Origin of the sequence: Lewinella sp. JB7, from assembly GCF_024297185.1 — a bacterium.
Lineage (GTDB): Bacteria > Bacteroidota > Bacteroidia > Chitinophagales > Saprospiraceae > Neolewinella.
Window position 1 is genome coordinate 413883 of the sequence record NZ_JANCTD010000003.1, and the last position, 21083, is coordinate 434965.

Annotated in this window: 21 protein-coding genes; 13 read left to right on the forward strand and 8 right to left on the reverse strand. The window is 57.9% G+C overall.

Going from position 1 to position 21083, the window contains the following annotated elements:
• The first annotated feature begins 12 nt into the window (after positions 1-12).
• The 7 genes from NMA52_RS07810 to aceK are packed head-to-tail and all read left to right on the forward strand — an operon-like array spanning position 13 to position 7514.
• Positions 13-1551 (forward strand): alpha-L-fucosidase, encoded by a 1539-nt coding sequence (locus tag NMA52_RS07810; RefSeq protein WP_254827103.1) that lies wholly within the window; start codon positions 13-15, stop codon positions 1549-1551.
• 1 nt (position 1552) lies between these two features.
• On the forward strand, positions 1553-2347 hold the full coding sequence (locus NMA52_RS07815) for an SDR family oxidoreductase (RefSeq protein ID WP_254827104.1): 795 nt from the start codon (positions 1553-1555) through the stop codon (positions 2345-2347).
• A gap of 10 nt (positions 2348-2357) precedes the next feature.
• Entirely contained in the window at positions 2358-3704 is a 1347-nt protein-coding gene (gene fucP / locus NMA52_RS07820; protein WP_254827105.1) for an L-fucose:H+ symporter permease, read from the forward strand.
• A gap of 12 nt (positions 3705-3716) precedes the next feature.
• Positions 3717-4049, forward strand: coding sequence for an L-rhamnose mutarotase (locus tag NMA52_RS07825; RefSeq protein ID WP_254827106.1), 333 nt, complete (start codon positions 3717-3719; stop codon positions 4047-4049).
• A 4-nt stretch (positions 4050-4053) separates the two neighbouring features.
• Positions 4054-4878: an amidohydrolase gene (locus NMA52_RS07830; RefSeq protein ID WP_254827107.1), complete on the forward strand. Its 825-nt coding sequence runs from the start codon at positions 4054-4056 to the stop codon at positions 4876-4878.
• A gap of 60 nt (positions 4879-4938) precedes the next feature.
• A complete protein-coding gene (locus NMA52_RS07835; protein ID WP_254827108.1) occupies positions 4939-5763 on the forward strand; it encodes an MBL fold metallo-hydrolase in 825 nt (274 codons plus the stop codon).
• 5 nt (positions 5764-5768) lie between these two features.
• A complete protein-coding gene (gene aceK, locus NMA52_RS07840) occupies positions 5769-7514 on the forward strand; it encodes a bifunctional isocitrate dehydrogenase kinase/phosphatase (RefSeq protein WP_254827109.1) in 1746 nt (581 codons plus the stop codon).
• A gap of 84 nt (positions 7515-7598) precedes the next feature.
• Here aceK and NMA52_RS07845 read toward each other — a convergent pair whose 3' ends face one another.
• A complete protein-coding gene (locus tag NMA52_RS07845) occupies positions 7599-8387 on the reverse strand; it encodes a DUF6338 family protein (RefSeq protein WP_254827110.1) in 789 nt (262 codons plus the stop codon).
• A 2-nt stretch (positions 8388-8389) separates the two neighbouring features.
• The gene (locus NMA52_RS07850) at positions 8390-8584 is read right to left on the reverse strand and encodes a hypothetical protein (protein WP_254827111.1); all 195 of its coding nucleotides are present in this window, start codon (positions 8582-8584) and stop codon (positions 8390-8392) included.
• Between the two features lie 82 nt (positions 8585-8666).
• On the opposite strand from NMA52_RS07850, the gene NMA52_RS07855 reads away from it, so the two are divergent.
• A complete protein-coding gene (locus NMA52_RS07855; RefSeq protein WP_254827112.1) occupies positions 8667-9938 on the forward strand; it encodes a hypothetical protein in 1272 nt (423 codons plus the stop codon).
• On the opposite strand, the gene prmC is transcribed toward NMA52_RS07855, so the two are convergent.
• From prmC to NMA52_RS07875, 4 genes are all read right to left on the reverse strand, one after another.
• The gene (prmC, locus tag NMA52_RS07860) at positions 9935-10777 is read right to left on the reverse strand and encodes a peptide chain release factor N(5)-glutamine methyltransferase (RefSeq protein WP_254827113.1); all 843 of its coding nucleotides are present in this window, start codon (positions 10775-10777) and stop codon (positions 9935-9937) included. The two genes, NMA52_RS07855 and prmC, sit on opposite strands and share 4 nt — an antisense overlap.
• A 199-nt stretch (positions 10778-10976) precedes the next feature.
• Positions 10977-11513 carry a dCTP deaminase gene (gene dcd, locus NMA52_RS07865; protein WP_254827114.1) on the reverse strand — a complete coding sequence of 179 codons (537 nt, stop codon included), beginning with the start codon at positions 11511-11513 and terminating at the stop codon, positions 10977-10979.
• A gap of 129 nt (positions 11514-11642) precedes the next feature.
• Positions 11643-13349: a hypothetical protein gene (locus NMA52_RS07870; protein ID WP_254827115.1), complete on the reverse strand. Its 1707-nt coding sequence runs from the start codon at positions 13347-13349 to the stop codon at positions 11643-11645.
• 181 nt (positions 13350-13530) lie between these two features.
• A complete protein-coding gene (locus NMA52_RS07875) occupies positions 13531-14205 on the reverse strand; it encodes a hypothetical protein (RefSeq protein WP_254827116.1) in 675 nt (224 codons plus the stop codon).
• Between the two features lie 123 nt (positions 14206-14328).
• On the opposite strand from NMA52_RS07875, the gene NMA52_RS07880 reads away from it, so the two are divergent.
• From NMA52_RS07880 to NMA52_RS07890, 3 genes are all read left to right on the forward strand, one after another.
• Entirely contained in the window at positions 14329-15606 is a 1278-nt protein-coding gene (locus tag NMA52_RS07880; protein WP_254827117.1) for an asparagine synthetase B, read from the forward strand.
• 67 nt (positions 15607-15673) lie between these two features.
• The gene (locus tag NMA52_RS07885) at positions 15674-16162 is read left to right on the forward strand and encodes an asparaginase domain-containing protein (RefSeq protein ID WP_254827118.1); all 489 of its coding nucleotides are present in this window, start codon (positions 15674-15676) and stop codon (positions 16160-16162) included.
• 10 nt (positions 16163-16172) lie between these two features.
• The gene (locus NMA52_RS07890; protein ID WP_254827119.1) at positions 16173-16787 is read left to right on the forward strand and encodes a 1-acyl-sn-glycerol-3-phosphate acyltransferase; all 615 of its coding nucleotides are present in this window, start codon (positions 16173-16175) and stop codon (positions 16785-16787) included.
• A gap of 398 nt (positions 16788-17185) precedes the next feature.
• Here the strand turns inward: NMA52_RS07890 and NMA52_RS07895 are convergent, their stop codons facing one another.
• Positions 17186-17557 carry a GxxExxY protein gene (locus NMA52_RS07895; protein WP_254827120.1) on the reverse strand — a complete coding sequence of 124 codons (372 nt, stop codon included), beginning with the start codon at positions 17555-17557 and terminating at the stop codon, positions 17186-17188.
• 517 nt (positions 17558-18074) lie between these two features.
• Positions 18075-19268 carry an acetyl-CoA C-acyltransferase gene (locus NMA52_RS07900; RefSeq protein WP_254827121.1) on the reverse strand — a complete coding sequence of 398 codons (1194 nt, stop codon included), beginning with the start codon at positions 19266-19268 and terminating at the stop codon, positions 18075-18077.
• Between the two features lie 122 nt (positions 19269-19390).
• Between NMA52_RS07900 and tesB the strand changes: the two genes are divergently transcribed.
• Together tesB and NMA52_RS07910 are read left to right on the forward strand one after the other, a co-directional pair.
• A complete protein-coding gene (gene tesB, locus NMA52_RS07905) occupies positions 19391-20251 on the forward strand; it encodes an acyl-CoA thioesterase II (RefSeq protein WP_254827122.1) in 861 nt (286 codons plus the stop codon).
• Between the two features lie 75 nt (positions 20252-20326).
• A complete protein-coding gene (locus NMA52_RS07910; protein WP_254827123.1) occupies positions 20327-20971 on the forward strand; it encodes a hypothetical protein in 645 nt (214 codons plus the stop codon).
• Positions 20972-21083 lie beyond the last annotated feature (112 nt).

The window sequence follows — 21083 nt, forward strand, 5'->3', positions numbered from 1 at the left end:
AATCACCGCACCATGTATAAAATATTGCTCCCCCTCTTCCTGCCGCTGCTCGGTTTGCTCTTCCTGTACGGCTGTGCGGAAGCGAGTTCCGCCACCGCGGTCAACCGGGCTTCCAGTCCGGGCACGGAAACGTACACCGCCGACTGGGAGTCGCTGGAAAAATATAATGAGTCGCCCGACTGGTTCGCGGATTCCAAGCTCGGCATTTACGCCCACTGGGGCCCCTACAACGTACCGGCCTTCGGGAGCGAATGGTACCCCCGCAATATGTACGTGGAGGGCAGTAAGGAATTCGAGCACCACAAGCGGACGTACGGCGACCAGTCCGAATTCGGCTACCACGACTTCATTCCCCGGTTCACGGCGGAAAATTTCGACGCGGAGGAATGGGCCCAACTTATGCAGGATGCCGGGGCGCGCTGGGGCGGCCCGGTCGCCCAGCACCACGACGGCTTCGCGATGTGGGACAGCGAACTCAATCCCTGGAACGCGGCCGATATGGGCCCCAAGCGCGACATTACCGGCGAGCTTACCGCCGCCCTGCGCAAGCGCGACATGAAGGTGATCACCTCCTTCCACCACGCCCGAAACCTGCAGCGCAACGCCGCCGACCGGGAGCACTGGGACGGCTGGTCGAGCCACTACCCCTACAATCCCGCCTACGCCACCGGCTCGGAAGACCCGAAGCTCCGCTGGCTCTACGGCAACGTGCCGGAAAAGGAGTGGTACCCCTACTGGCTCGGGCAGCTCGAGGAAGTGATTGACCAGTACAACCCGGATATCATCTGGTTCGACGTCTGGCTCAACCTGATCCCCGAACAGTACCGCAAGGAGTTCGTCGCCTACTACTTCAATCACGCCACGGCGCGCAACCAGGAAGTCGTGATCGCGCACAAGAAGGACGACCTGCCCATCGAGGTGAGCGTCCTCGACATCGAGCAGGGCGGCAAGACGGACGTCTCGGAGCGGGTCTGGCTTACCGACATCACCCTCAGTAACAAGTCGTGGAGCTACGTGGAAGGACAGACCTACAAGGATCCCGCCCTGGTGCTGCGCAACTTCATCGACGTGGTGTCCAAAAACGGCGTCGTACTGCTCAACATCTCTCCCCGCGCCGACGGCAGTATCCCCCAGGAACAAAAGGACGTACTACACACCATGGGCGACTGGCTGAAAAAATACGGAGAGGCCATTTACGACACCCGCCCCCGCTCGAAGTACGGCTTCGGAAACGCGAAGAGCAAGGAAAACCGCTTCGGCGGGCAGACCGCAACGATCGAGTACTCCGCCTCCGACGTGCGCTACACCGAGTCGAAGGACCACAAGGCGATCTATGCCATCTTCCTCGGTGCTCCCGAACCGGGGGAAGTAGAGTTGGACGGCCTCGGAGCGATCGATTTCCCCCCGAAAACGCCGGTAAAGCGGGTGACGGTACTGGGCACCGATACGGAGCTCGAGTTTGCCTTCGACGTCCACGATAACTACATTGTCATTCCTGCCGGCGTACCCTTCAACGAGATCGCTACGGTAGTCAAACTCGAAATGGAATAATATGGACCTCGGACTAAAGGATAAAGTCGTCGTCATCTCCGGCGCCGCCGGCCACCCCGGCAGCATCGGCGAGGTGATGCTGCGCGCGCTGGCCCGCGAGGGAGCCATACCCGCCGTGGTGGACCGCAACGCCCGCGGCTTCGGCTACGTGGAAGAACTACAGGCCCAGGGCATCGACGCCCACTTCGCCCAGACGGACGTGACCGAGCCGGAGCAAATGGCAGCCGCGGTGAAGCAGATCGTCGGTAAGTATGGCCGCATCGACGCCGTGATCAACAACGTCGGCGTCAACGACGGCGTGGGGCTGGAGGGCAGCCTCGACGACTTCATGTACAGCCTCAAACTTAACATGGTCAGCTACTGGCTACTGGTCAAGCACTGTTTTCCCTACCTGAAGGAAAGTAAGGGCAACGTCCTCAACATCGGCTCCAAGGTCGGCTATACCGGGCAGGGGAACACCTCCGGCTACGCCGCGGCAAAGGGGGGCGTGCTGGCCCTCACCCGCGAGTGGGCCGTCGACTTCGTGAAGTACGGGATGCGTTCTAACGCCATCATCATCGCCGAGAGCTATACCCCGGCCTACGATACGTGGATCCGCGGACTGGAAAACGGCGAGGCCAAACTGAAGTCCATCACCAACCGCATTCCCCTAGAAAACCGGATGACCACCCCGGAGGAAATCGCTAACACGGCCCTGTTCCTCATCTCCGACCTCGCCTCCCATACCACCGGCCAGCACGTATTCGTCGATGGCGGCTACGTTCACCTCGATCGCGCCCTGCTCACCCAGGCCTAAATTTTCCTACATGTCCCAGTCGAGACCACCCGTGGTGGCCCGCTCCGTCCTCGTGCCCTTCATTATCGTTACCTCGCTGTTCGCGCTCTGGGGATTTGCCAACGATATCACCAACCCGATGGTCTCGGCCTTCAAAAAGGTACTGGAGCTCAATAACTTTCAGGCCTCCTGGGTCCAGTTCGCCTTCTACTTCGGCTACTTCACGATGGCCCTGCCGGCAGCGATCTTCGCCAAGAGGTATTCCTACCGGAAGAGCATCATTCTCGGACTGGCCCTCTACGCGACCGGGGCCCTGCTCTTTTATCCCGCGGCTTCCATGGAGAGCTACGGATTTTTCCTGCTGTCGCTGTACATCCTCACCTTCGGACTGGCCTTCCTGGAAACCACGGCGAGCCCCTACATCATGTCGCTCGGAGCGGAAGAGACGGCTACCCGCCGCCTCAACCTTGCCCAGGCCTTCAATCCGCTCGGCGCGCTCGGCGGCCTCATCGTCGCCAAGCAGTTCATCCTCTCCAACCTCGAGGTGGAACGCATCGGGCAGGAAGCCTACGGAGCCCTCGATGCCACGGCGAAGGCGGCGGTACGGACGACCGACCTTGCGATCATCCGCGACCCCTACGTGATCCTCGGACTGGTGGTGATCGTGATGCTGGTCCTCTTCGTCGTGGTCAATATGCCCGAAAAGGAGGAGTACGACGACGGCCTCGGCATGGGAGCGGCAATTAAGCGGCTGTGGCGCCAGGAGCGCTACGCCGGTGGCGTCATCGCCCAGGCTTTCTACGTCGGTGCCCAGATCATGTGCTGGACCTACATCTACCAGTACGCCGAATCCATCGGTATCTCCAACGCCGATGCCGTGCCCTACGGCGTCGCCGCCCTGGTAATCTTCCTGGTCGGGCGCTGGGTGGGCACCTACTTACTCAGTTACATCTCCGGAGGAAAGTTGCTCTTCTACTTCGCCATCGGCGCGGGCGTGATGACGCTGCTCACCATTTTCGTTACCGGCTACGTCGGTTTGCTCTGTCTGGTGGGCATTTCCTTCTTCATGTCGATCATGTTCCCGACGATCTACGGCATCGCGCTCGAGGGGCAGGGAGAAGACGCCAAGTTCGGGGCAGCCTTTCTCGTTATGGCCATTGTCGGCGGTGCCCTCATGCCCACCCTGCAGGGGCTTATCCTCGACGTAGGCGGATCGGCCTACACCGATACCCTGATCCTGGGCGTACCGGAAGTGAATTTCAGTTTCGTACTGCCGCTGCTCTGTTTTCTGGTCGTCGCCATCTACGGTCACCAGGTCTACTCTAAATATCCCGCTCCCCACGTCGATCCCGCCCCCCCGGCCCCGCCGCGCCCCTGAACCATTCGTACAATGACCCACTACCTGCTCTGCGACCTCAAGGACGACCTCCGACTCATCGCCGAATACGAAAGCTACCACGCACCCGGCAACGCCTGGCCCGAGATCACCGACAGCATCCGTGCCGCCGGCATTACCGACATGCAGATCTTCCGCGCCGGCAACCGCCTGGTGATGGTGATGGAAACCGACGATAGCTACTCTCCCGAGCGACAGGCGGAGTTGAATGCCGCCAATCCCAGGGTCAGGGAGTGGGAAGCACTTATGGACACTTACCAGCAGCGACTCCCCTTCGCGGAGCGGGGCGTCAAGTGGGTACCCGCGCATCGCATCTTTAAACTCTGACGCCATGACCATCGACGCCCACCAGCACTTCTGGCACTACGACCCGGTAAAGGACGCCTGGATCGACGAGACGATGACGGCCATCCGCCGCGATTTTCTCCCCGCCGACCTGGAACCCGTACTCGCCGCCAACGGCATCGAGGGCTGCATCGCCGTGCAGGCCAGTCAGTCGCTCGCCGAAACCGAATTTCTGCTCGATCTGGCCGACCGTCATGACTTCATCCGCGGCGTCGTCGGGTGGGTCGATCTCCGCGCTCCGGAAGTAAGCGATCAACTGGCCCGCTTCGCCGACCACCCCAAATTCGTAGGTGTACGCCACGTGGTACAGGCCGAAGCGGAGGGTTTCATGCTCGACCCGCACTTCCAACGGGGCATTGCCGCGCTACGGGAATTCAACCTGACCTACGACATCCTCATTTTGCAGCACCAGCTTGGTGAGGCCGGTGAGCTCGCGCGTACCTTTCCCGACCAGCCCTTCGTGCTCGATCACTTAGCTAAACCGCAGGTGAGCCACGGACTCGACCCCGACTGGGCCACCGGTATCGCCCGACTCGCCGAGTGCCCGAACGTACACGGCAAGCTCTCCGGCCTCGTCACCGAAACGACCGACTGGGAGTGGACAGTTGACGACTTCCGCCCCTTTATCGATCACGCACTGGATGTTTTCGGACCGGATCGCCTTCTGTTTGGCTCTGACTGGCCGGTGTGCCGACTGGCCGCCAACTACGGGCAGGTCAGAAAGATCGTCGAAACCGCAGTAGCCGAGCTACCGGAAGCGGAGCGGTTAGCAATCATGGGGAGCAACGCCCGACGTTTTTACGGCTGCTAGGGCGGGGACGCGGGAGCAATATATCCGGTAAAATAGCCGTCCTAACCCGACCTTAGCGCCATGATTGTACAGTTGCACTCCCCCACCCTACGGCTTTACGAAAGCGCCCTGATGCGAACCGTAACCTCCCTGGTCGTGGGCGATGAGTATTTGCTCCTGGTCGATCCGAACTGGCTGCCGCAGGAAGTCGATTACATTCACTTCGAAACCGAAGCCCTCCGTGAGGGCCGCGAATGTTACCTGCTCTTCACCCATTCCGATTACGATCACATCATCGGTTACGGTAAATTTCCGGAGTTCATGACCATCGCCTCCGCCGCCTTCGTGCATAACCAGCAGCGGGAGGACACACTGGAGCAGATCCGGGCCTTCGACGACGATTATTACCTCACCCGCGACTATCCGATCAACTACCCCCCGATTGTACACCCCATCGGCGGGGATGCGCGGGAGCTGACGATCGGAGAGGACCACTACGTTTTTTACCAATCTCCCGGCCATAATGCCGACGGTCTGCTTACCTTCAACCGGAGCCGGGGCATTCTGATCGTGGGCGATTACCTGAGCAACGTGGAGTTTCCCTTCATCTACCATTCCCTCCCCGATTACCACGCGACCCTGGATAAACTGGCCCGCATCGTGGCGGAGGAAGATGTAAAAGTGCTCGTCACCGGTCACGGTGACCATACGAGTGACCGGGAGGAGATGCGTCACCGCATCGCCGAATCCCGGGCCTACCTGAATCGCCTGGAGCGCAGCGTGCGCCGCAACGAAATCTTCGACGCGGCCGAACTGACCGAACGCTACGGCTTTCCCCGGCTAATGCGAAAATACCACGAAGCGAACCTGGAGCTTGTCCGGCAATCGGCAGCGGACTTACCTTAACGGTCATGACGTCCTCCGCTCCCGCGTTCCCCGCCCTGCTACACTACGAGGTGGCCCACCGCATTCTGACGGGCTACATGAGCTATTACTACCGCTTCAAGCTGATCACGAAGCGCGCCCGCATCCGCTTTGAGACGCGGGACTGGCACGGTACCCAGGCGGACGCCCGCAGCCGCATCACCCTGTACCGCGAGGAGGTCGCTGAGACCACCCGCCAACTCGACGAGCTCATGGACCGACGCGTCGATCCGGCGTTCTGGCGAAAAGTGCGTGACGCGTTCGCCGAGGATATTGCCCACTTCAACACCCGCAACATCGCCGAGACGTTCTTCAATTCGGTGTACCGTCACACCTACGGCATCGGAGCCGACCCCGGGGTAATGTTCGTGGTACGGACGGGCAGCTACCGGGAGTACGGGGGCATGTCGCCGATCAGCCACTCCTTCGTGCTGCACCAAAAACCCCTGCTCCAGACGGTGGCGGATCTGGTGGATCACTTCCCCTTCGACGTCGGGTGGGAGGACCGCGAGCGGGATATTCGGCTGGTCACCGACCGTTGGCAACGCTTCATCGACGATCACGGCGGACCGGAGGCGACCGACCGGCTGGAGGTTCTGCACTCGGTTTTCTTCCGCAATAAGTCGGCTTACATCGTCGGCCGCTTCATCAAGGGCAACCAGGTGCATCCCTTTATTCTTCCGCTGTTGCACCCGGCCAATCGAGGCATGCTGATCGATGCCCTGCTGCTGGAGGCGGACCAGGTCGTCAGTATCTTCAGCTACCACCGCTCGTACTTTCTGGCCGACATCAGCGTCCCGAGCGAGATGGTTGACTTCCTGCAGACCTTCATGCCCAGTAAGCGGGTCAGCGAGCTGTACAACGCCATCGGATTCGAAAAGCACGGAAAGACGGTGTTCTACCGCGAGTTGCTGCGCTACTTCAACCACAGCGATCCGCAGACCGATGCTTTCATCAGTGCGCCGGGCATTGCCGGTATGGTAATGTACGTCTTCACGACGGAGGGACTCAATATGGTCTTCAAGGTGATCCGGGACCGGTTCGCGCCGCCGAAGCAGGTTACCGCCGCAATGGTCAAAGAGCGCTACGACCTGGTCAAACGACACGATCGCGTGGGGCGCATGGCGGACAGCTACCTCTTCGAAAAACTTTCCCTGCCCCTGAACCGCTTCAGCCCGGAATGTCTGCGGGAGCTCCGGGAGACGGCCCCCTCGAAGGTCGAGATCCACGACGACTGCGTGCTCATCTCCCACGTCTACGTCGAGAAAAAGATGACGCCCCTCAATCTGTTCCTCCAGACCGCCGACGAAGCCATGGCCCAGAAGGCGCTGCGCGATTACGGAAGGGCCATCAAGCAACTCGCCGCCGCCAACATTTTCCCCGGAGACCTGCTGCTGAAAAACTTCGGCGTCACCCGGGTCAACCGCGTGGTCTTCTACGATTACGACGAAATCGAGCTGGTGACGGATTGCAACTTCCGCCACATCCCCGAAGCCCGCACCCCGGAGGAGGAGATGTCCGGTCAGCCCTGGTACTACGTGGGGCCGCACGACATCTTTCCGGAAGAGTTTCCGGGGTTTCTCATGCGCTCAGGACCTCACCTCACGTATCTGCGGCAGCAACACGGGGAGATCTTCGACGCAGACTTTTGGAACGACATCAAACGCAGACTGCTTGCTGGGGAAATTATGGACGTGTTTCCGTACCGGACGGGGTGGAGGTTTTTGCAGTGAAGGAGTAGTCGGTTAGTAGGTTAGGCGGTTAGTAGGTTATTACGTTAGGCAGTTAGTGCGTTAGGCGGTTAGTTCGTTAGGTGGTTAGTCGAGGTCGAAGGTCTGGCCTTTGGTGGGGAAGGGGACCGGGGTGGCGGGTTCCTCAGCGAAGTAAACGTAGACGATATTCAGGTTCCGGACCTGGCTGAAGGGAACGGCGAGGTAGTCGCCCTTCATCTCGTAGGTGGTGTGGGGGGAGGGTTGCCAGGGTTGGTCGCGGGAGCCGGTGATTTTGAGGTTGCCGCGGCGGATGGCGCCGCTGATGAACAGCTGGTCGATGTTCTGTTCGCTGTTGAGGGTGTAGGCGTCGAGGGCACCGGTGTAGACCACGAGTTTGCCGCCGCCATCGACCAGTAAGTCGACGCGGATGAAGTGGAGGCGCCGGCGTTGCTCGTGGGTGAGAACGTAGCCGCTAAAGTAGCGGTCCCAGTCGTTGAAGACCTGGAGGGCCTTGTGCTCCTTTTCGTAGCCGGCCCGGATGACCAACTGCTGCAGTAAGTAGCCGATCGTAGCGGCGGCGGCGCAGATGAGCAGGAGATAGAAAACGAATCCGTGGTATCCGGATTCGAAATCGTCGTAATCGACCGTCTGCAAGTCGCCTCCGGTGCTGAGCAGGTAGATTAGGTGCAGATTGGGGTCATGCCCCAGTAAACGGACCACGGCCATCCCGGCCGAATGGAGCAGGAGGGCGGTAAAAAGCATGATGACCGCCTCGCTGAGCAGGCTGAAGTTGAGGCTGCGGCGGATGGAATGGCTGCGAATGTAGGCGTAACGGAAGGCGATGCCGGGCAGGAGCAGCAGGATGATGAAAAGGGCACCGACCGCGAAGTTCATCGTCAGGCGGGGCGTTCGACCTTAGCGGTCGTGACGGTTACTTCTTCGAGGGGTACGGCCCGGTAGTACTTCCCCCCGTGCTCGAATACCTCCTCGAACCCACTCTCGGGATCCTGTATGGCGATCGACGACTTCAGGGCGGCCCGCTTCGCCCCGGCGGGCAACTGACGAAACGCTTTGGACTGGTAAGCCTGCATGGGAATAGTTTTACGGAAGATAGGGCATTTATCACGTATCTCCTACCTTGAACGCCCCGGCCGGTGGGCGGGTTGTTGATCCATGTCCGTAGACCATTTACTCAAACTGGCTCCCGATGCCAAGTCACTAGAAAGTGGGCGCCGCCTCTTCTACAGCCGGCGGTGGCGGTTGCTGGGGGGCGACGGGGAGTGGCTCTGGGGGGAGTTCGACGTAGGGGCCAAGCGTCCTATTCAGTCGGCCGTACAGGTGGTCGAGGGCCGGTTCAGCTGTAGCTGTCGCGCCCGGGCCCGTCCCTGTGCCCATGGGCTGGCGTTGGTTCTCCTCCTGGCCAATAATCCGGACCGGATCACGGTAGGACAGCCGCCGGACTGGGTGCGCTCCGTACAGCACCAGTCATCCAGGATACCGCGGGTCGTGAAGGACGTAAGAAAAGTGGGCGACCGCTTCGCCGACCGGCTGGACCTCATGACGGCGGGCATTGACGAGCTCGAGTTACGCCTGCTCGACGTGGCCCGCCGCGGGATCGCCGACACCCTCGAGCAGGGGCCGGAAGTGTGGCAGGCGGCGGCCGTGAGCCTTACCGACGCCAAACTCCCCGGGCTGGCCGGCCGCCTGCGGCGATTAGCAACGTTGGGCACCGACGGCACGGAAGCCGAGATCGCCCGGGCGCTCGGTGATCTGTACCTCTTCGTACGCGCCTGGCGCAAACACGACGAACTGCCGCACGCCCGGGGTCAGGAACTCTACCAGATCGCCGGCGTGAGCACCAAGCGCGATGATCTCCTCCGCCGCGAACCGGTCCGGGATCACTGGCTGGTACTGGGAACCGTGGAGGGGCGGGAAGAACGCCTGCGCTACCGACGGGTGTGGTTGCGGGGCGAGACCACCCGGCGCTTCGCCCTCCTGCTGGATTTCGCCTTCGGGGATATGGCCTTCGAGCAGTCGTGGCCGCTTTCCGGGTCCTTCGACGGCAGCGTACACTACTATCCGGGCAGCTACCCCCAGCGCGCCATCCTGGCTACACCGAAGGCCGGCGGGCGGCCCTACGATGGCCTGAAGGGTTACGATACCTTCGACGATATGCTGGATAATTACCGGAGGGCGCTGGCCGTCAATCCCTGGCTGTTGCAGTATCCCGTATACCTGAACGCGGTACGGCCGGTACGGGACGGCGGAGAATCACTCCTGATCGACGAGCGGGGCGTTGCGCTGCCCGTACATCCGGAATATTCGGGCTTCTATCGCCTGCTGGCCGTAAGCGGTGGAGCCCCTACCGCCTTATTCGCCGAGTTCGATGGGTACCAACTCTCCCCGCTGAGCCTGCTGACGGAACTGGGACTGGTAGAAGCCTAGCCGAGGATGGCCCCGATCATGCGCCACTTGCCCTGGAGATCACGGCGGCGTTCGATGGAGCCGTAGCCATTACTTTCCAGCAGCCGTGCGACCGCTTCGCTGTTGTGTTCGTTCGTTTCCATGTACAGCCGTCCCCCGCTTTGCAAGCTCACTTTGCCTAATTCGGCGATGCGCCGGTAGAACAACAGCGGGTCCTCTTCCGGCACGAACAACGCGATGTGGGGTTCGTGACTAACCGTAGATTCCCCCATGCGGGCGGTCTCGGAGGGGGGTATGTAGGGGGGGTTGGATACGAGAATATCCACCCGCGGTCCCGGCAAGCTAAAGCTACTTTCGAGTACGTCATCCACGACGAAGGTGACGTCGCCACCGAGGCGATCCCCGTTTTCGCGGGCAACGTCGATTGCCGCTGGACTCACGTCGACGCCGTAGCACGTCCACTGCGGACGTTTGCGTTTGAGGGCCAGGGGGATGCAGCCCGAACCGGTACCGATGTCGACGACGGTTCGGTCGGTGGTGGACGGGTGGTCGGCCAGTATCCATTCCACCAGTTCTTCCGTCTCCGGACGGGGAATCAGCACGGCGGGGGAAACGTGAAGTTGTAAGCCATAAAAGTCCGCTATTCCCGTCACGTACTGCACCGGCGTCCCCGCCCGTAACTTACTCAGCGCTTCCTGCGCGAGTTGTGGTTCTTCCTGCGTCAGTTCCCGGGGCGCCCCACCCTGCCGACAGGCAAACAGGTCTTCCATGAGTAGCCGGGTAGTGGACCGGGCTTCGCGCTCGCCGAGCAGGGGCGTCAATTCCGTCCGGAAGTGGCGAGCGAGATCATCGGTGTTCATGGGGCAAGTCGATTAAGTAAGCTAACGAGCGAAGCGAGCATCCACGCAAATTAAAAATGGACATCCGTAAATTGTAAATGGTAAATCCCAACCTCCTCGTCGGACGAGCCCAAACGAGCGAAGCGAGCATCCACGCAAATTAAAAATGGTACATCCGTACATTGTAAATGGTAAATCCCAACCTACCCGGCCGTCGAAGCTAAAAGCTATTCTTCCACATCATCGACTCCATGGGGCGGTCGCTGACGGTATTGTACTTCGCCCCGGGCTTCTTGTTGTAGTAATTTTCGATGTCGCCTTCGACCGCGAAGTAGATCAGCTGGCCGATCGGCATGCCGGCGTATACGCGTACCGGGTGGGTACAGCTGATTTCGAGGGTCCAGTGGTTGCAGAAACCCACATCGCCCTTACCGGCCGTGGCGTGAATGTCGATGCCCAGGCGGCCCACGCTGCTCTTCCCCTCCAGAAAGGGCACGCTGCTGTGGGTCTCGGTATACTCCAGGGTCACGCCCAGGTAGAGGGTATTGGGGTGGAGTACGAAGCCTTTCTCCCCGATCTCCATCTCCTCGATGGCGTTGTGCTTGCGGGCGTCGAGAATGTGGTCCTTGTAGCGGGCGAGATGCTTGCCCAGGTGGACGTCGTAGCTGTTCGTGCCCAGATTGGCGCGGTCGAAGGGTTCGATGACTATTTCGCCGCGGTCCATGGCGGCCAGAATCTTTTTGTCGCTCCAGATCATGGGCGGCAAGGTAAGGAATGAACGACGCTTGGGGAGGGCGTCTATGGCAGCATTAGTAGTGAATGTAGCAGTTAGTGGCGCAGCGGGTGCAGCTGAGGTGGCGTAGATGTAAACAGATTAGCCTCTACCCTAGGACATACCTGATGTGGCCTCCTCTTTAATGTATCTAGTAAGCATGCGGTAATCCTCATCCTGCAAATACCCGGCAGTATAGTATATTCGAAGGTCGTCTAGAATTGCTCTCCCCTTGAATCCGTTGTCACGCTCAATGACCTCATTAAGTCGCCGGCCGAGGTGCTGTTGAAGTTTGGAACGGGTGTCTTCTATTTTGGTCATCAGGAAAGTAAAACTGGTATTAGTGAGTGCTCCACTTTGGAAGTCCTCATTGATCTCATCGGTCAAGAGAAGTATCTGCTGTAATCCAACGATGATCTTATCGATTATGCCATTTTGATCGTCCATGACCCTGGGACGCCGGAAGGGCAAGTCGATATGTTCCGGTTTTAAACCTACGGGGTAGTTGTTGTTTTCCAGTTCGGTGTTAGCGGGGAAGGAGGCATTAATGACCTTTACGATATCATGGAAGTACTTAGATTGTTTTCGGTACGATAGTATGTACAATAGGAAGGAAAATACGATCACAAGCGACACTATGAACGTGGAAGCAAAAATCAGAATCGCCTTCCATTCGCTGATGTTGACCCGATCGTGTTTAATTTTATAGAGTTCGTAAAAATTCATTTCCTTGAGCGGGGAATGCTCAATAGTGGGATTCTCGACTCCCAGATTCTCGGCTACGTTCACCGTGTTCTTTTCAAGATGCTTAAGAACCGTCAAAATATCCCGGCTAGGTACGCCCTTAGATGAAATGAGCCAGGCGTAAGAACCTAGTGCCGAAACGCCGGAAGAATTGTGATAGATTCCACGTGAAATTCCGTCCTGTGAATACTTGAAATCCGTAAGCCGTAGGTTAATTCCGTTTTTGGCATTTAGGGTAGATACAAAGGATGGATCAATACTCACAAGCATGTACTGCTCGTCCGTCAACATGGTCTTTAAATCCCGGATCGGCGCACCTGCAATAGTGAACAAGATGTCAATTTTGTCAGGTTCATTATACTCCTCTCGAATGTTCGATAGACCATCCTTCATGGACAGGTTCAGCACCTGCTGATTTTCAATAATTCCCTTTTCCCTTATCTGATTGTTTAGTTCTGCCAGTATATAGCTTGCGATAACAATTGAGCCGCTGCCGACAGGACCGGTGCTGATCCGTGCATTGGCGAAAAGATCAAGTACGTCATCCGCAGTATTGGAGGAGAGGACAGGAGGATTGATGTAGGTAAAATTACCGGACCGCCTAACTCTTTCATCTACCCGCAACACGATATGCATTCGCTCGACATACAGTGGTGTGATATAGTTCAATTGTTGACGGACAAAATCGTCCTTGTTCACAGTTTCCTCCTGGACGAGTCCGAATGAGTTCGGCGTAGTTAATACCTTAATTGCATTCTCGGATCCCCCACTCGTGATTCGATTGGTTATGTTAAAAGTAGCGCCCTCGCGTTCTATTCCAGACTTAAGGGTCGAAACAATCGTAAAGTAGACGCCCTTTTCCCCACCCGAAAAGAAGTTATAATTTGGCGTTCGGAAGAGCCTTTTTACTGATAGAACTACATTGCTGTTGGGGTCAATGGTGTTGATTATGGTTACGTAAATTCCAACCGATACGACTATACTTATAAAGTATAATACCAATTTCCAACTCAAATTTAGTTTCCCCTTGAGAAGTTGTCCGAACCCCTCAAAAATGTTTTTATTCAACTGATCCACAGTATAAATTTAGGTGTTTCACTAAATTTAGGAATGATATCTGACAAATTGGTTATTTAGCCGAATTTATTATTGCATATATGGCAAATGTACCCGCCAACAGTTTATACACGGCAACGATATATGACCTCCGTCAGAGTGACTGAGCTGGAACATAGTAAGGTATTGGCCAAAGTCTTCCCTACACAGAAACTTCGTACTCTCCTATCGGATCAAAAGCTTCGAGCCAGTAGTCGGTAGACAGGAGGGTAACAGTAAACGATTGGTCGTCAATAGAAATGGATTCAACAGACCAGATGATATTAGCCGCAGCCGGGAAGGGACCGGACTTAAGCTCGTCTTCATAGAGGCGGTGCAGCAGGGCGTGACTGTTCATCGCGGGGGCGAGCAGGCGCAATAGAAAGGCGGGTGTGGGCTGCTGAAGAAGTTGGGCGCCCTCTTCATTTTTGGCGGTGATGTTGACGACAACTTGCCGACCGTCGGGCTTGGGGTGTCCGCCGTTGTAGGCTGCGTAGAGGAGGCTGCCGACGCGGAAGAAGTTGCGGTGGTGCTGCGGCTCGGGGTATTCTTCCCAGAGGCGCTCGGTGTCCATTTCGTGGCTGGAGTTCTGGATCTGGCCGGGGGTAAGGGCATCCTTTGGGAATACGTAGTCGATCAGCAGCTTGGCGGCCTCCGGTTTTTCCAGATCAGCTATGGACATGAAGGTCATTTCCTGGATCTCCTTGTTGGATAGGTCGGAGGTGTCGCCGTATTCGGTCAGTTCGAGGAGTTTGCGGTAGTCGTCAGTGGTCCAGTCTCCCGGAAGCTCTTGTAGCTCTTCGGAGGAGACGGGGGTAATCGTAAATTGTTGGCTCATTGTATCCAAACGTGGGCCGTGGGGCGTTGTGCGTTGTCGGGTTCATTGCTCCTGCGCGCCGCCGCCGCCCTGTGCCGCAACACCTGTCGCGTCCGAGTCGTTAACCCCCTACAAGCTTTCCCCATGTTCCGTAAACTACCGATCCTCGTCCTGCTGCTGACCCTTTCCGTTGTCGGTCGTGCCTCGACCATCCTCATCCCGATGGACGATACCCAGACCGATCACCTAAAGGCCTACGGCATCACCTACTGGGTTCTCAACAATAACATCGAGGCTTGGTGGCTGCTCAACTACCGCGGGGGAAGCTTCGCCTTTCAGCACAGTCGGGCCTTCGAGCGGGAGTGCCTGACGCGGGGGGTGAAGTACGAAGTGATCGCCGACGCCCGCTTCAACGGGATACTGGAGGAGATCGCCGATCCCGAGCGCAACATGGACGCCATGAAACTCGAGAAGGCGCCGAAGATCGCGGTCTATACCCCCGACTACAATTTCCGGGAAGGGACCGAAGTACAGCCCTGGGACGATGCGGTGACCCTGGTGCTGACCTACGCCGAGATCCCCTACGAAACCGTCTACGACAACGAAGTACTCGAGGACAAACTGGCCGAGTACGACTGGCTGCACCTGCACCACGAGGACTTCACCGGTCAGTTCGGTCGCTTCTACCGCAGCTTTCAGAACGCTCCCTGGTACCGGCGGCAGGTCGCTTACCAGGAGGAACTGGCGGCCAAGAACGGCTACGAGAAGGTCAGTCAGCTCAAACTCGGCGTGGTCAAAAAAGTACGGGACTACGTGGGCGGCGGCGGCTTCATGTTCGCCATGTGTTCGGCTACGGACAGCTACGACATCGCCCTCGCCGCCAACGGTACCGACATCTGCGCCGAATACTACGACGGCGACGGAATCGATCCCAATGCCCAGTCGAAGCTCGATTTCAGCCAAACCTTCGCCTTCGAGAATTTTCAGCTGGAGCGCAATCCCCTGGAGTACGAATTCAGCGACATCGACCACAACCCGCGACAGGTGACCGAGGAGCAGGATTACTTCACCCTCTTCGACTTCAGCGCCAAGTGGGACCCGGTGCCGACCATGCTCACCCAGAATCACGTCCGGAGCATCAAGGGATTCATGGGGCAGACCACCGCCTTCACCAACGACCACATCAAGAGTGACGTGCTGGTGCTCGGGGAAAACAAACCCGCCCGGGAGGCCCGCTACCTCCACGGTCAGTACGGACAGGGCTTCTTCACCTTTTACGGGGGCCACGACCCGGCCGATTACCGGCACCTGGTCAACGATCCCGAAACGGATCTGAGCCTGCATCCGAAGAGCCCCGGGTATCGGCTAATCCTGAACAACATCCTCTTTCCGGCGGCGAAAAAGAAAAAGCGGAAGACGTGATCCGTGCGGGGTCTTTGGTCCAGAGTGGATGGCGAATTGCCTATGTTTGCGGGCTTAAACCGAGCTTGTGATACAGATCTTCGTTACCGGCGGCACCTTCGATAAGGAGTACGACTTCGTGACCGGCAAGTTATTCTTCAAGGATAGTAGTCTGCCGAAAATGCTGGAGGTGGGCCGATCGACGCTCGACGTGAGCATCCGCACCCTGATGATGCTGGACAGTCTGGAGATCACCGACCAGGACCGGGAAAACATTGCCAACAACTGCCGGTCGGCCAGCACCGATCAAATCCTGATCACCCACGGCACGGATACCATGACGGAAACGGCGCATTATCTGGCGCGGGAGGACATTCGGGGGAAAACGATCGTCATCACGGGAGCCATGATACCCTATGCCTTCGGAAGCTCTTCGGATGGTTTTTTTAACTTGGGCAGTGCGCTGGCCTTCGTACAGTCCTTGCCCGCGGGGGTGTATATTGCCATGAACGGCCGGTACTTCAGCTGGGATGGCGTGAAGAAGAACCGCGCCACCGGATTTTTCGAGCCCCTATAATTCTTTAGTTATGATGCCCGCCTGGCTTGCCCGTTTGCTGCTCCGCTTGAACGGAATGCGCGTAGTGGATCATAACGACGGCAACTGGCCGGATAAGTGCGTGGTACCGACCGGTCCCCATACCAGCAATCGCGACTTCCCCTACGGCCTGTACGCGCGAGCGGCGGTGGGGAAGTACATTCAGTTCGTGGCAAAATCTACCCTGTTCCGGGGGCCGGTAGGTGCCGTTATGCAGTGGACGGGCGGCGTACCGGTGGTGCGGGAGAAACGCACGAACTTTACCCAGGCCGTGGTGAAACTGTTCGAGGAGCGGGAGAAGTTCTACCTGTGCATCGCGATGGAGGGTACCCGAAAGAAGGTCGACCGGTTCCGTACGGGCTTTTACTGGATCGCGCGGGAGGCCAGGGTGCCGATGGTGTTCGCCAAGTTCGATTTCGGTAACCGGGTGATTGAATTTTCTAAGCCTTTCTATCCCAGCGGGGACGTGCGGGAGGATTTTGACTTTATCTACCGCCACTTTGACGGGGTGAAGGGCTTGGAGCCGAAGAATAGCTTTGAGTATGACCCGGCTGTTTTGGAGGAGCTGCCTGCGGGAGAGGGTTCAACACAGATTCAGACGGATTAGGGCACTGATCCACGCAGATTACGTGATATAGCGTTTGACTCCGGTTTGGTAGTTGTCACCACGGATTTTCGCGGATTTGACACGGATAATAGGACATACTGCTTGATTCCGATTTGTGCGGTTCAAATGATAGTCACCACGGATTTTCGCGGATTAGACACGGATAATGGGACATACCGCTTGTTTCCGGTTTGTGCGGTTCAGGTAATAGCCACCACGGATTTTCGCGGATTTGACACGGATAATAGGACATACTGCTTGATTCCGATTTGTGCGGTTCAGGTAATAGCCACCACGGATTTTCGCGGATTTGACACGGATAATAGGACATACTGCTTGATTCCGATTTGTGCGGTTCAGGTAATAGCCACCACGGATTTCCGCGGATTTGACACGGATCAGAGGACATAGCGCTTAATTCCGGTTTGCATGTTTTGCGTATTGAAGTTCATCAGGAGCCCTACCCGGATTTCGGATAACTTCAAGTAGGTGAGCAGCTGTGCGGTGTAAATTGGAAGGAACTTTTCGACCGACTTGATTTCTAGAATTATACTGCGATCTACCAGCAGGTCGATGCGGTAGCCCACATCTAAACTTACATTGTTGTATTTGAGGGGAAGGCCTACTTCCCGCTCAACCAGGTGCCCCCTTTGGCTCAATTCATATGCCAGACACTGCTGATAAGCGGATTCCAGAAGGCCCGGCCCCAGGGCACGATGAACCTCAAATGCAGCGCCACGGATGGCATAAGTGGTATGTTCTTGTATCATACCACAAACATTCGACGCACCACTCTACCAGGAGTGGAGTACCGTTAAATCCGTGTAAATTCCATGCTAATCCGTGGTGAAATCACAGTGCCTTGACCACCACCACGGAAGCTATTCCACGAGTGCAGTACCATCTAATCCGTGAGCCATCCGTGCCCATCCGTGGTGAAATCATAGTGCCTCGACACCACCTAAGAAGCTATTCCACGAGTGCAGTACCTTCTCATCCGTGAGCAATCCGTGGGGCATCCGTGGTGAAATCATAGTGTCTCGATCACCACCGCAGAAGTTATTCCACGAGTATAGTACCATCTAATCCGTGAGCAATCCGTGGGCATCCGTGGTGAAATCACAGTGCCTCGACCACCACCGCAGAAGCTATTCCACGAGTACAGTACCATCTAATCCGTGGGCAACCCGTGCCCATCCGTGGTGAGATCATAGTGCCTCAACCACCACCTCGGAAGCTATTCCACGAGTGCAGTACCTTCTAATCCGTGAGCCATCCGTGGTGAAATTATAGTGCCTCGACCACCACCGCGGAAGCACCCCCGCCCCCGTTACACAGCGTCGCCAGCCCGTACTTGCCACCGCGGCTGTGCAGGGTATTGATCAGGGTAACCAGGATGCGGGCACCGGAAGTTCCCAGGGGGTGACCCAGCGAGACGCCGCCGCCGTGTACGTTCATATTGTCTCCCTTCAGCCCGAGTTCCTTCGCGAAGGCCATGGGCACGACGGCGAAAGCTTCGTTCACCTCCAGGTAATCCATGTCGTCCATGGTAAGTCCGGCGCGTTCGACCGCCAGGGGGGCGGCTTTGGTGGGAGCGGTAGTGAACCACTGCGGCTCGTGGGCGGCGTCGGCAAAGGAAACGATCTTGGCCAGGGGCTTGAGACCGAGTTCGTCGACCACGCGCTGACTCACCAGCACGAGGGCCGCGGCACCGTCGTTGATGGTGCTGGCGTTGGCGGCCGTGACCGTTCCCTCCTTCGAGAAGGCGGGGCGCAGGGAAGCCATTTTATCGAACTTGACCTTCTTATATTCCTCGTCTTCGTCGACGATCAGATCATCACCGCGGCGCTGGGGGACGTTCACGGGCACGATCTCGCGTTTGAACGTTCCGTTGCTGGTAGCTTCGGCACTGCGCTGGTAGGACGTAGTGGCATACTCGTCCTGCTCCTCCCGGCTGATTCCGTATTTGGTCGCGGTAGCGTCGGCGCAGGTACCCATGGCGTTCTGGTCGTAGGCATCCGTGAGACCGTCTTTGGTAAGACCGTCAATCAACTTCCGGTCACCAAACTTCGCTCCCCAGCGGGCATCGGCAACGTAGTAGGGAATATTGCTCATACTCTCCATACCGCCGGCGACGACAATGTCATTGTGGCCCAGCATGATCGATTGTGCGCCCAGCATGACGCTCTTCATCCCGCTGCTGCAGACCTTGTTGACCGTGGTACAGGGAACCGTGTTGGGAATACCGGCACCAAGGGCCGCCTGGCGGGCGGGTGCCTGGCCGAGGTTGCTGCTGACCACGTTGCCCATCAGGACTTCCTGGACCCGGTCGGCCGGCACCCCGGCGCGTTCGAGTGCTCCCTTGATGGCCGTACTGCCGAGCTGGGTAGCGGAAAGCGACGAAAGGACGCCCCCGAAAGAGCCGATCGGCGTACGGACGGCGGAGACGATGTATACGGGGGGGTGCTGGTGGGCGGGCATGAGCGATTAAATTTTGGCAAATATAGTTGTCAGGCTAACAATACCGTCGTGGTAAAAGGTTTGCGGCGAGCGCGGGAGCCGTGCACGGAGGAAGCGAGCAACGTCTTTCGTAGGTTTGCCCCATGAAAGATATTTCCGAACTCCTTTCCCTGCTTGACCTCGAACGACTGGAAGTTAATCTCTTTCGGGGGGAGAGCCGCTCCGTGGGTAACGCGCGGGTGTTCGGCGGACAGGTACTGGCCCAGGCGCTGGCCGCGGCCATGCGCACGGTGCCCGAAAATCGCTTCGTCCATAGCTTGCACGGCTACTTCGTCCTGCCGGGCGACCTGAACGTGCCGATCGTATTTGAGGTCGACCGCATTCGGGACGGCGGCAGTTTTACGACCCGGGCCGTGAAGGCCATTCAGAACGGTCAGGCCATCTTCCACCTCACGAGCAGTTTTCAGCTGGACCAGGAAGGTTTCGACCACCAAATCGAGATGCCCGAGGTACTTCCCCCGGAGGAACTGGTGAGTTACGAGGGCATGGCCCGGCAATTCGGGGATACCCTGCCGGCGAACATTAAGAAGATCCTAAGTATCGAGCGCCCGCTGGAGTTTCGGCCGGTGGAATTTCTGAACCCCTTCGCCCACGAGAAATACGCACCGACCCGCAACGTATGGTTACGCACGAAGGGGGCCATGTCGGCGGATCGCCGCCTGCAGGCCCTGGTGCTCGCCTACACGAGCGATTATAACTTACTGACGACGGCCCTGCTGCCCCATGGTCGGGCGACGGATTACCGGAATTTGCAGATGGCCAGCCTCGATCACGCCATGTGGTTTCACCGACCATTCCGGGTAGATGAATGGTTGCTCTACAGTATGGACAGTCCGAGTGCCAGCGGCGCCCGGGGCTTCACGCGGGGAAACATCTTCGACACTACCGGAAAACTCGTAGCCAGCGTCGTGCAGGAGGGTATGTTGCGCGAGAAGAGGGGATAAGAGTAGCTTCACCACGTATGCGGTAAATTGGCGGGAAAGCCGGGCTCACCGGTGTACATAAATGCAACGGATTTTATGGACGTACCACCCGCTATAATCGGACTCATGGTAGTCACGGCGGTGGCGGTGGCGTGGCTGATCTATTATTACCTGAAGAACCGCAAGGTTGGAACGGACACCCAGCGGATCCTCAGCGACCGCGACTTGTTGCAGCGCCTTTCCCGCGAACCGGACGGCTTTCTCACCCCCGACCGCCTGTCCAAGACCAGTCAGCTCACCAAGTCACAGGCGCGTATTCGGTTACAGAAACTGTCCATGGCGGGTATGGTGGACCAGGCGTACAACAAGCGGTTGAAGGCTCACTATTCCCTACGGCATCCCATCGCGGAGCGGGAGCAACCCGTGCTTTCTTCCGATCCCTTTCTGACGGTTGAGGACCTACTCACCATATTCGAGCTTTACGACTACCGGCCCCGTGATCAGGACCTCATCATGAGTACCGGTCTGCCCCTCGCCCTGATCCGGCGGGAGATGAAATACTTCTCCGGTGCGGGTATTGTCGACATACTGCATATGTCGGAGGGTTACGGCAAGCAGTCCCAGCGGATATATGTATTGGTCGAACCCTACCGCAGTCGGCCGGAAGAGTTCCGATCGCTGGCGGACCGCTGCGATCTTGAGTTACGTACCCTTTTGCGTAACGACAATTTTATCGTCTAGGCGCAACCTCCCCGCCCCCCTTATTCCGATCGCGCTGAGGAGTTTAGCAACTCAGGTCGGCAATTTGTACCTTTGCGGCCGCTAAGCCGAGTTTTCCGGCGCGCGCCCCAAT

Bases quoted from the DNA above. Each gene is read 5' to 3' on its own strand.
- NMA52_RS07810 (WP_254827103.1), top strand. From the start codon at position 13: ATGTATAAAATATTGCTCCCCCTCTTCCTGCCGCTGCTCGGTTTGCTC.
- NMA52_RS07815 (WP_254827104.1), top strand. From the start codon at position 1,553: ATGGACCTCGGACTAAAGGATAAAGTCGTCGTCATCTCCGGCGCCGCC.
- fucP (WP_254827105.1), top strand. From the start codon at position 2,358: ATGTCCCAGTCGAGACCACCCGTGGTGGCCCGCTCCGTCCTCGTGCCC.
- NMA52_RS07825 (WP_254827106.1), top strand. From the start codon at position 3,717: ATGACCCACTACCTGCTCTGCGACCTCAAGGACGACCTCCGACTCATC.
- NMA52_RS07830 (WP_254827107.1), top strand. From the start codon at position 4,054: ATGACCATCGACGCCCACCAGCACTTCTGGCACTACGACCCGGTAAAG.
- NMA52_RS07835 (WP_254827108.1), top strand. From the start codon at position 4,939: ATGATTGTACAGTTGCACTCCCCCACCCTACGGCTTTACGAAAGCGCC.
- aceK (WP_254827109.1), top strand. From the start codon at position 5,769: ATGACGTCCTCCGCTCCCGCGTTCCCCGCCCTGCTACACTACGAGGTG.
- NMA52_RS07845 (WP_254827110.1), bottom strand. From the start codon at position 8,387: ATGAACTTCGCGGTCGGTGCCCTTTTCATCATCCTGCTGCTCCTGCCC.
- NMA52_RS07850 (WP_254827111.1), bottom strand. From the start codon at position 8,584: ATGCAGGCTTACCAGTCCAAAGCGTTTCGTCAGTTGCCCGCCGGGGCG.
- NMA52_RS07855 (WP_254827112.1), top strand. From the start codon at position 8,667: ATGTCCGTAGACCATTTACTCAAACTGGCTCCCGATGCCAAGTCACTA.
- prmC (WP_254827113.1), bottom strand. From the start codon at position 10,777: ATGAACACCGATGATCTCGCTCGCCACTTCCGGACGGAATTGACGCCC.
- dcd (WP_254827114.1), bottom strand. From the start codon at position 11,513: ATGATCTGGAGCGACAAAAAGATTCTGGCCGCCATGGACCGCGGCGAA.
- NMA52_RS07875 (WP_254827116.1), bottom strand. From the start codon at position 14,205: ATGAGCCAACAATTTACGATTACCCCCGTCTCCTCCGAAGAGCTACAA.
- NMA52_RS07880 (WP_254827117.1), top strand. From the start codon at position 14,329: ATGTTCCGTAAACTACCGATCCTCGTCCTGCTGCTGACCCTTTCCGTT.
- NMA52_RS07890 (WP_254827119.1), top strand. From the start codon at position 16,173: ATGATGCCCGCCTGGCTTGCCCGTTTGCTGCTCCGCTTGAACGGAATG.
- NMA52_RS07895 (WP_254827120.1), bottom strand. From the start codon at position 17,557: ATGATACAAGAACATACCACTTATGCCATCCGTGGCGCTGCATTTGAG.
- NMA52_RS07900 (WP_254827121.1), bottom strand. From the start codon at position 19,268: ATGCCCGCCCACCAGCACCCCCCCGTATACATCGTCTCCGCCGTCCGT.
- tesB (WP_254827122.1), top strand. From the start codon at position 19,391: ATGAAAGATATTTCCGAACTCCTTTCCCTGCTTGACCTCGAACGACTG.
- NMA52_RS07910 (WP_254827123.1), top strand. From the start codon at position 20,327: ATGGACGTACCACCCGCTATAATCGGACTCATGGTAGTCACGGCGGTG.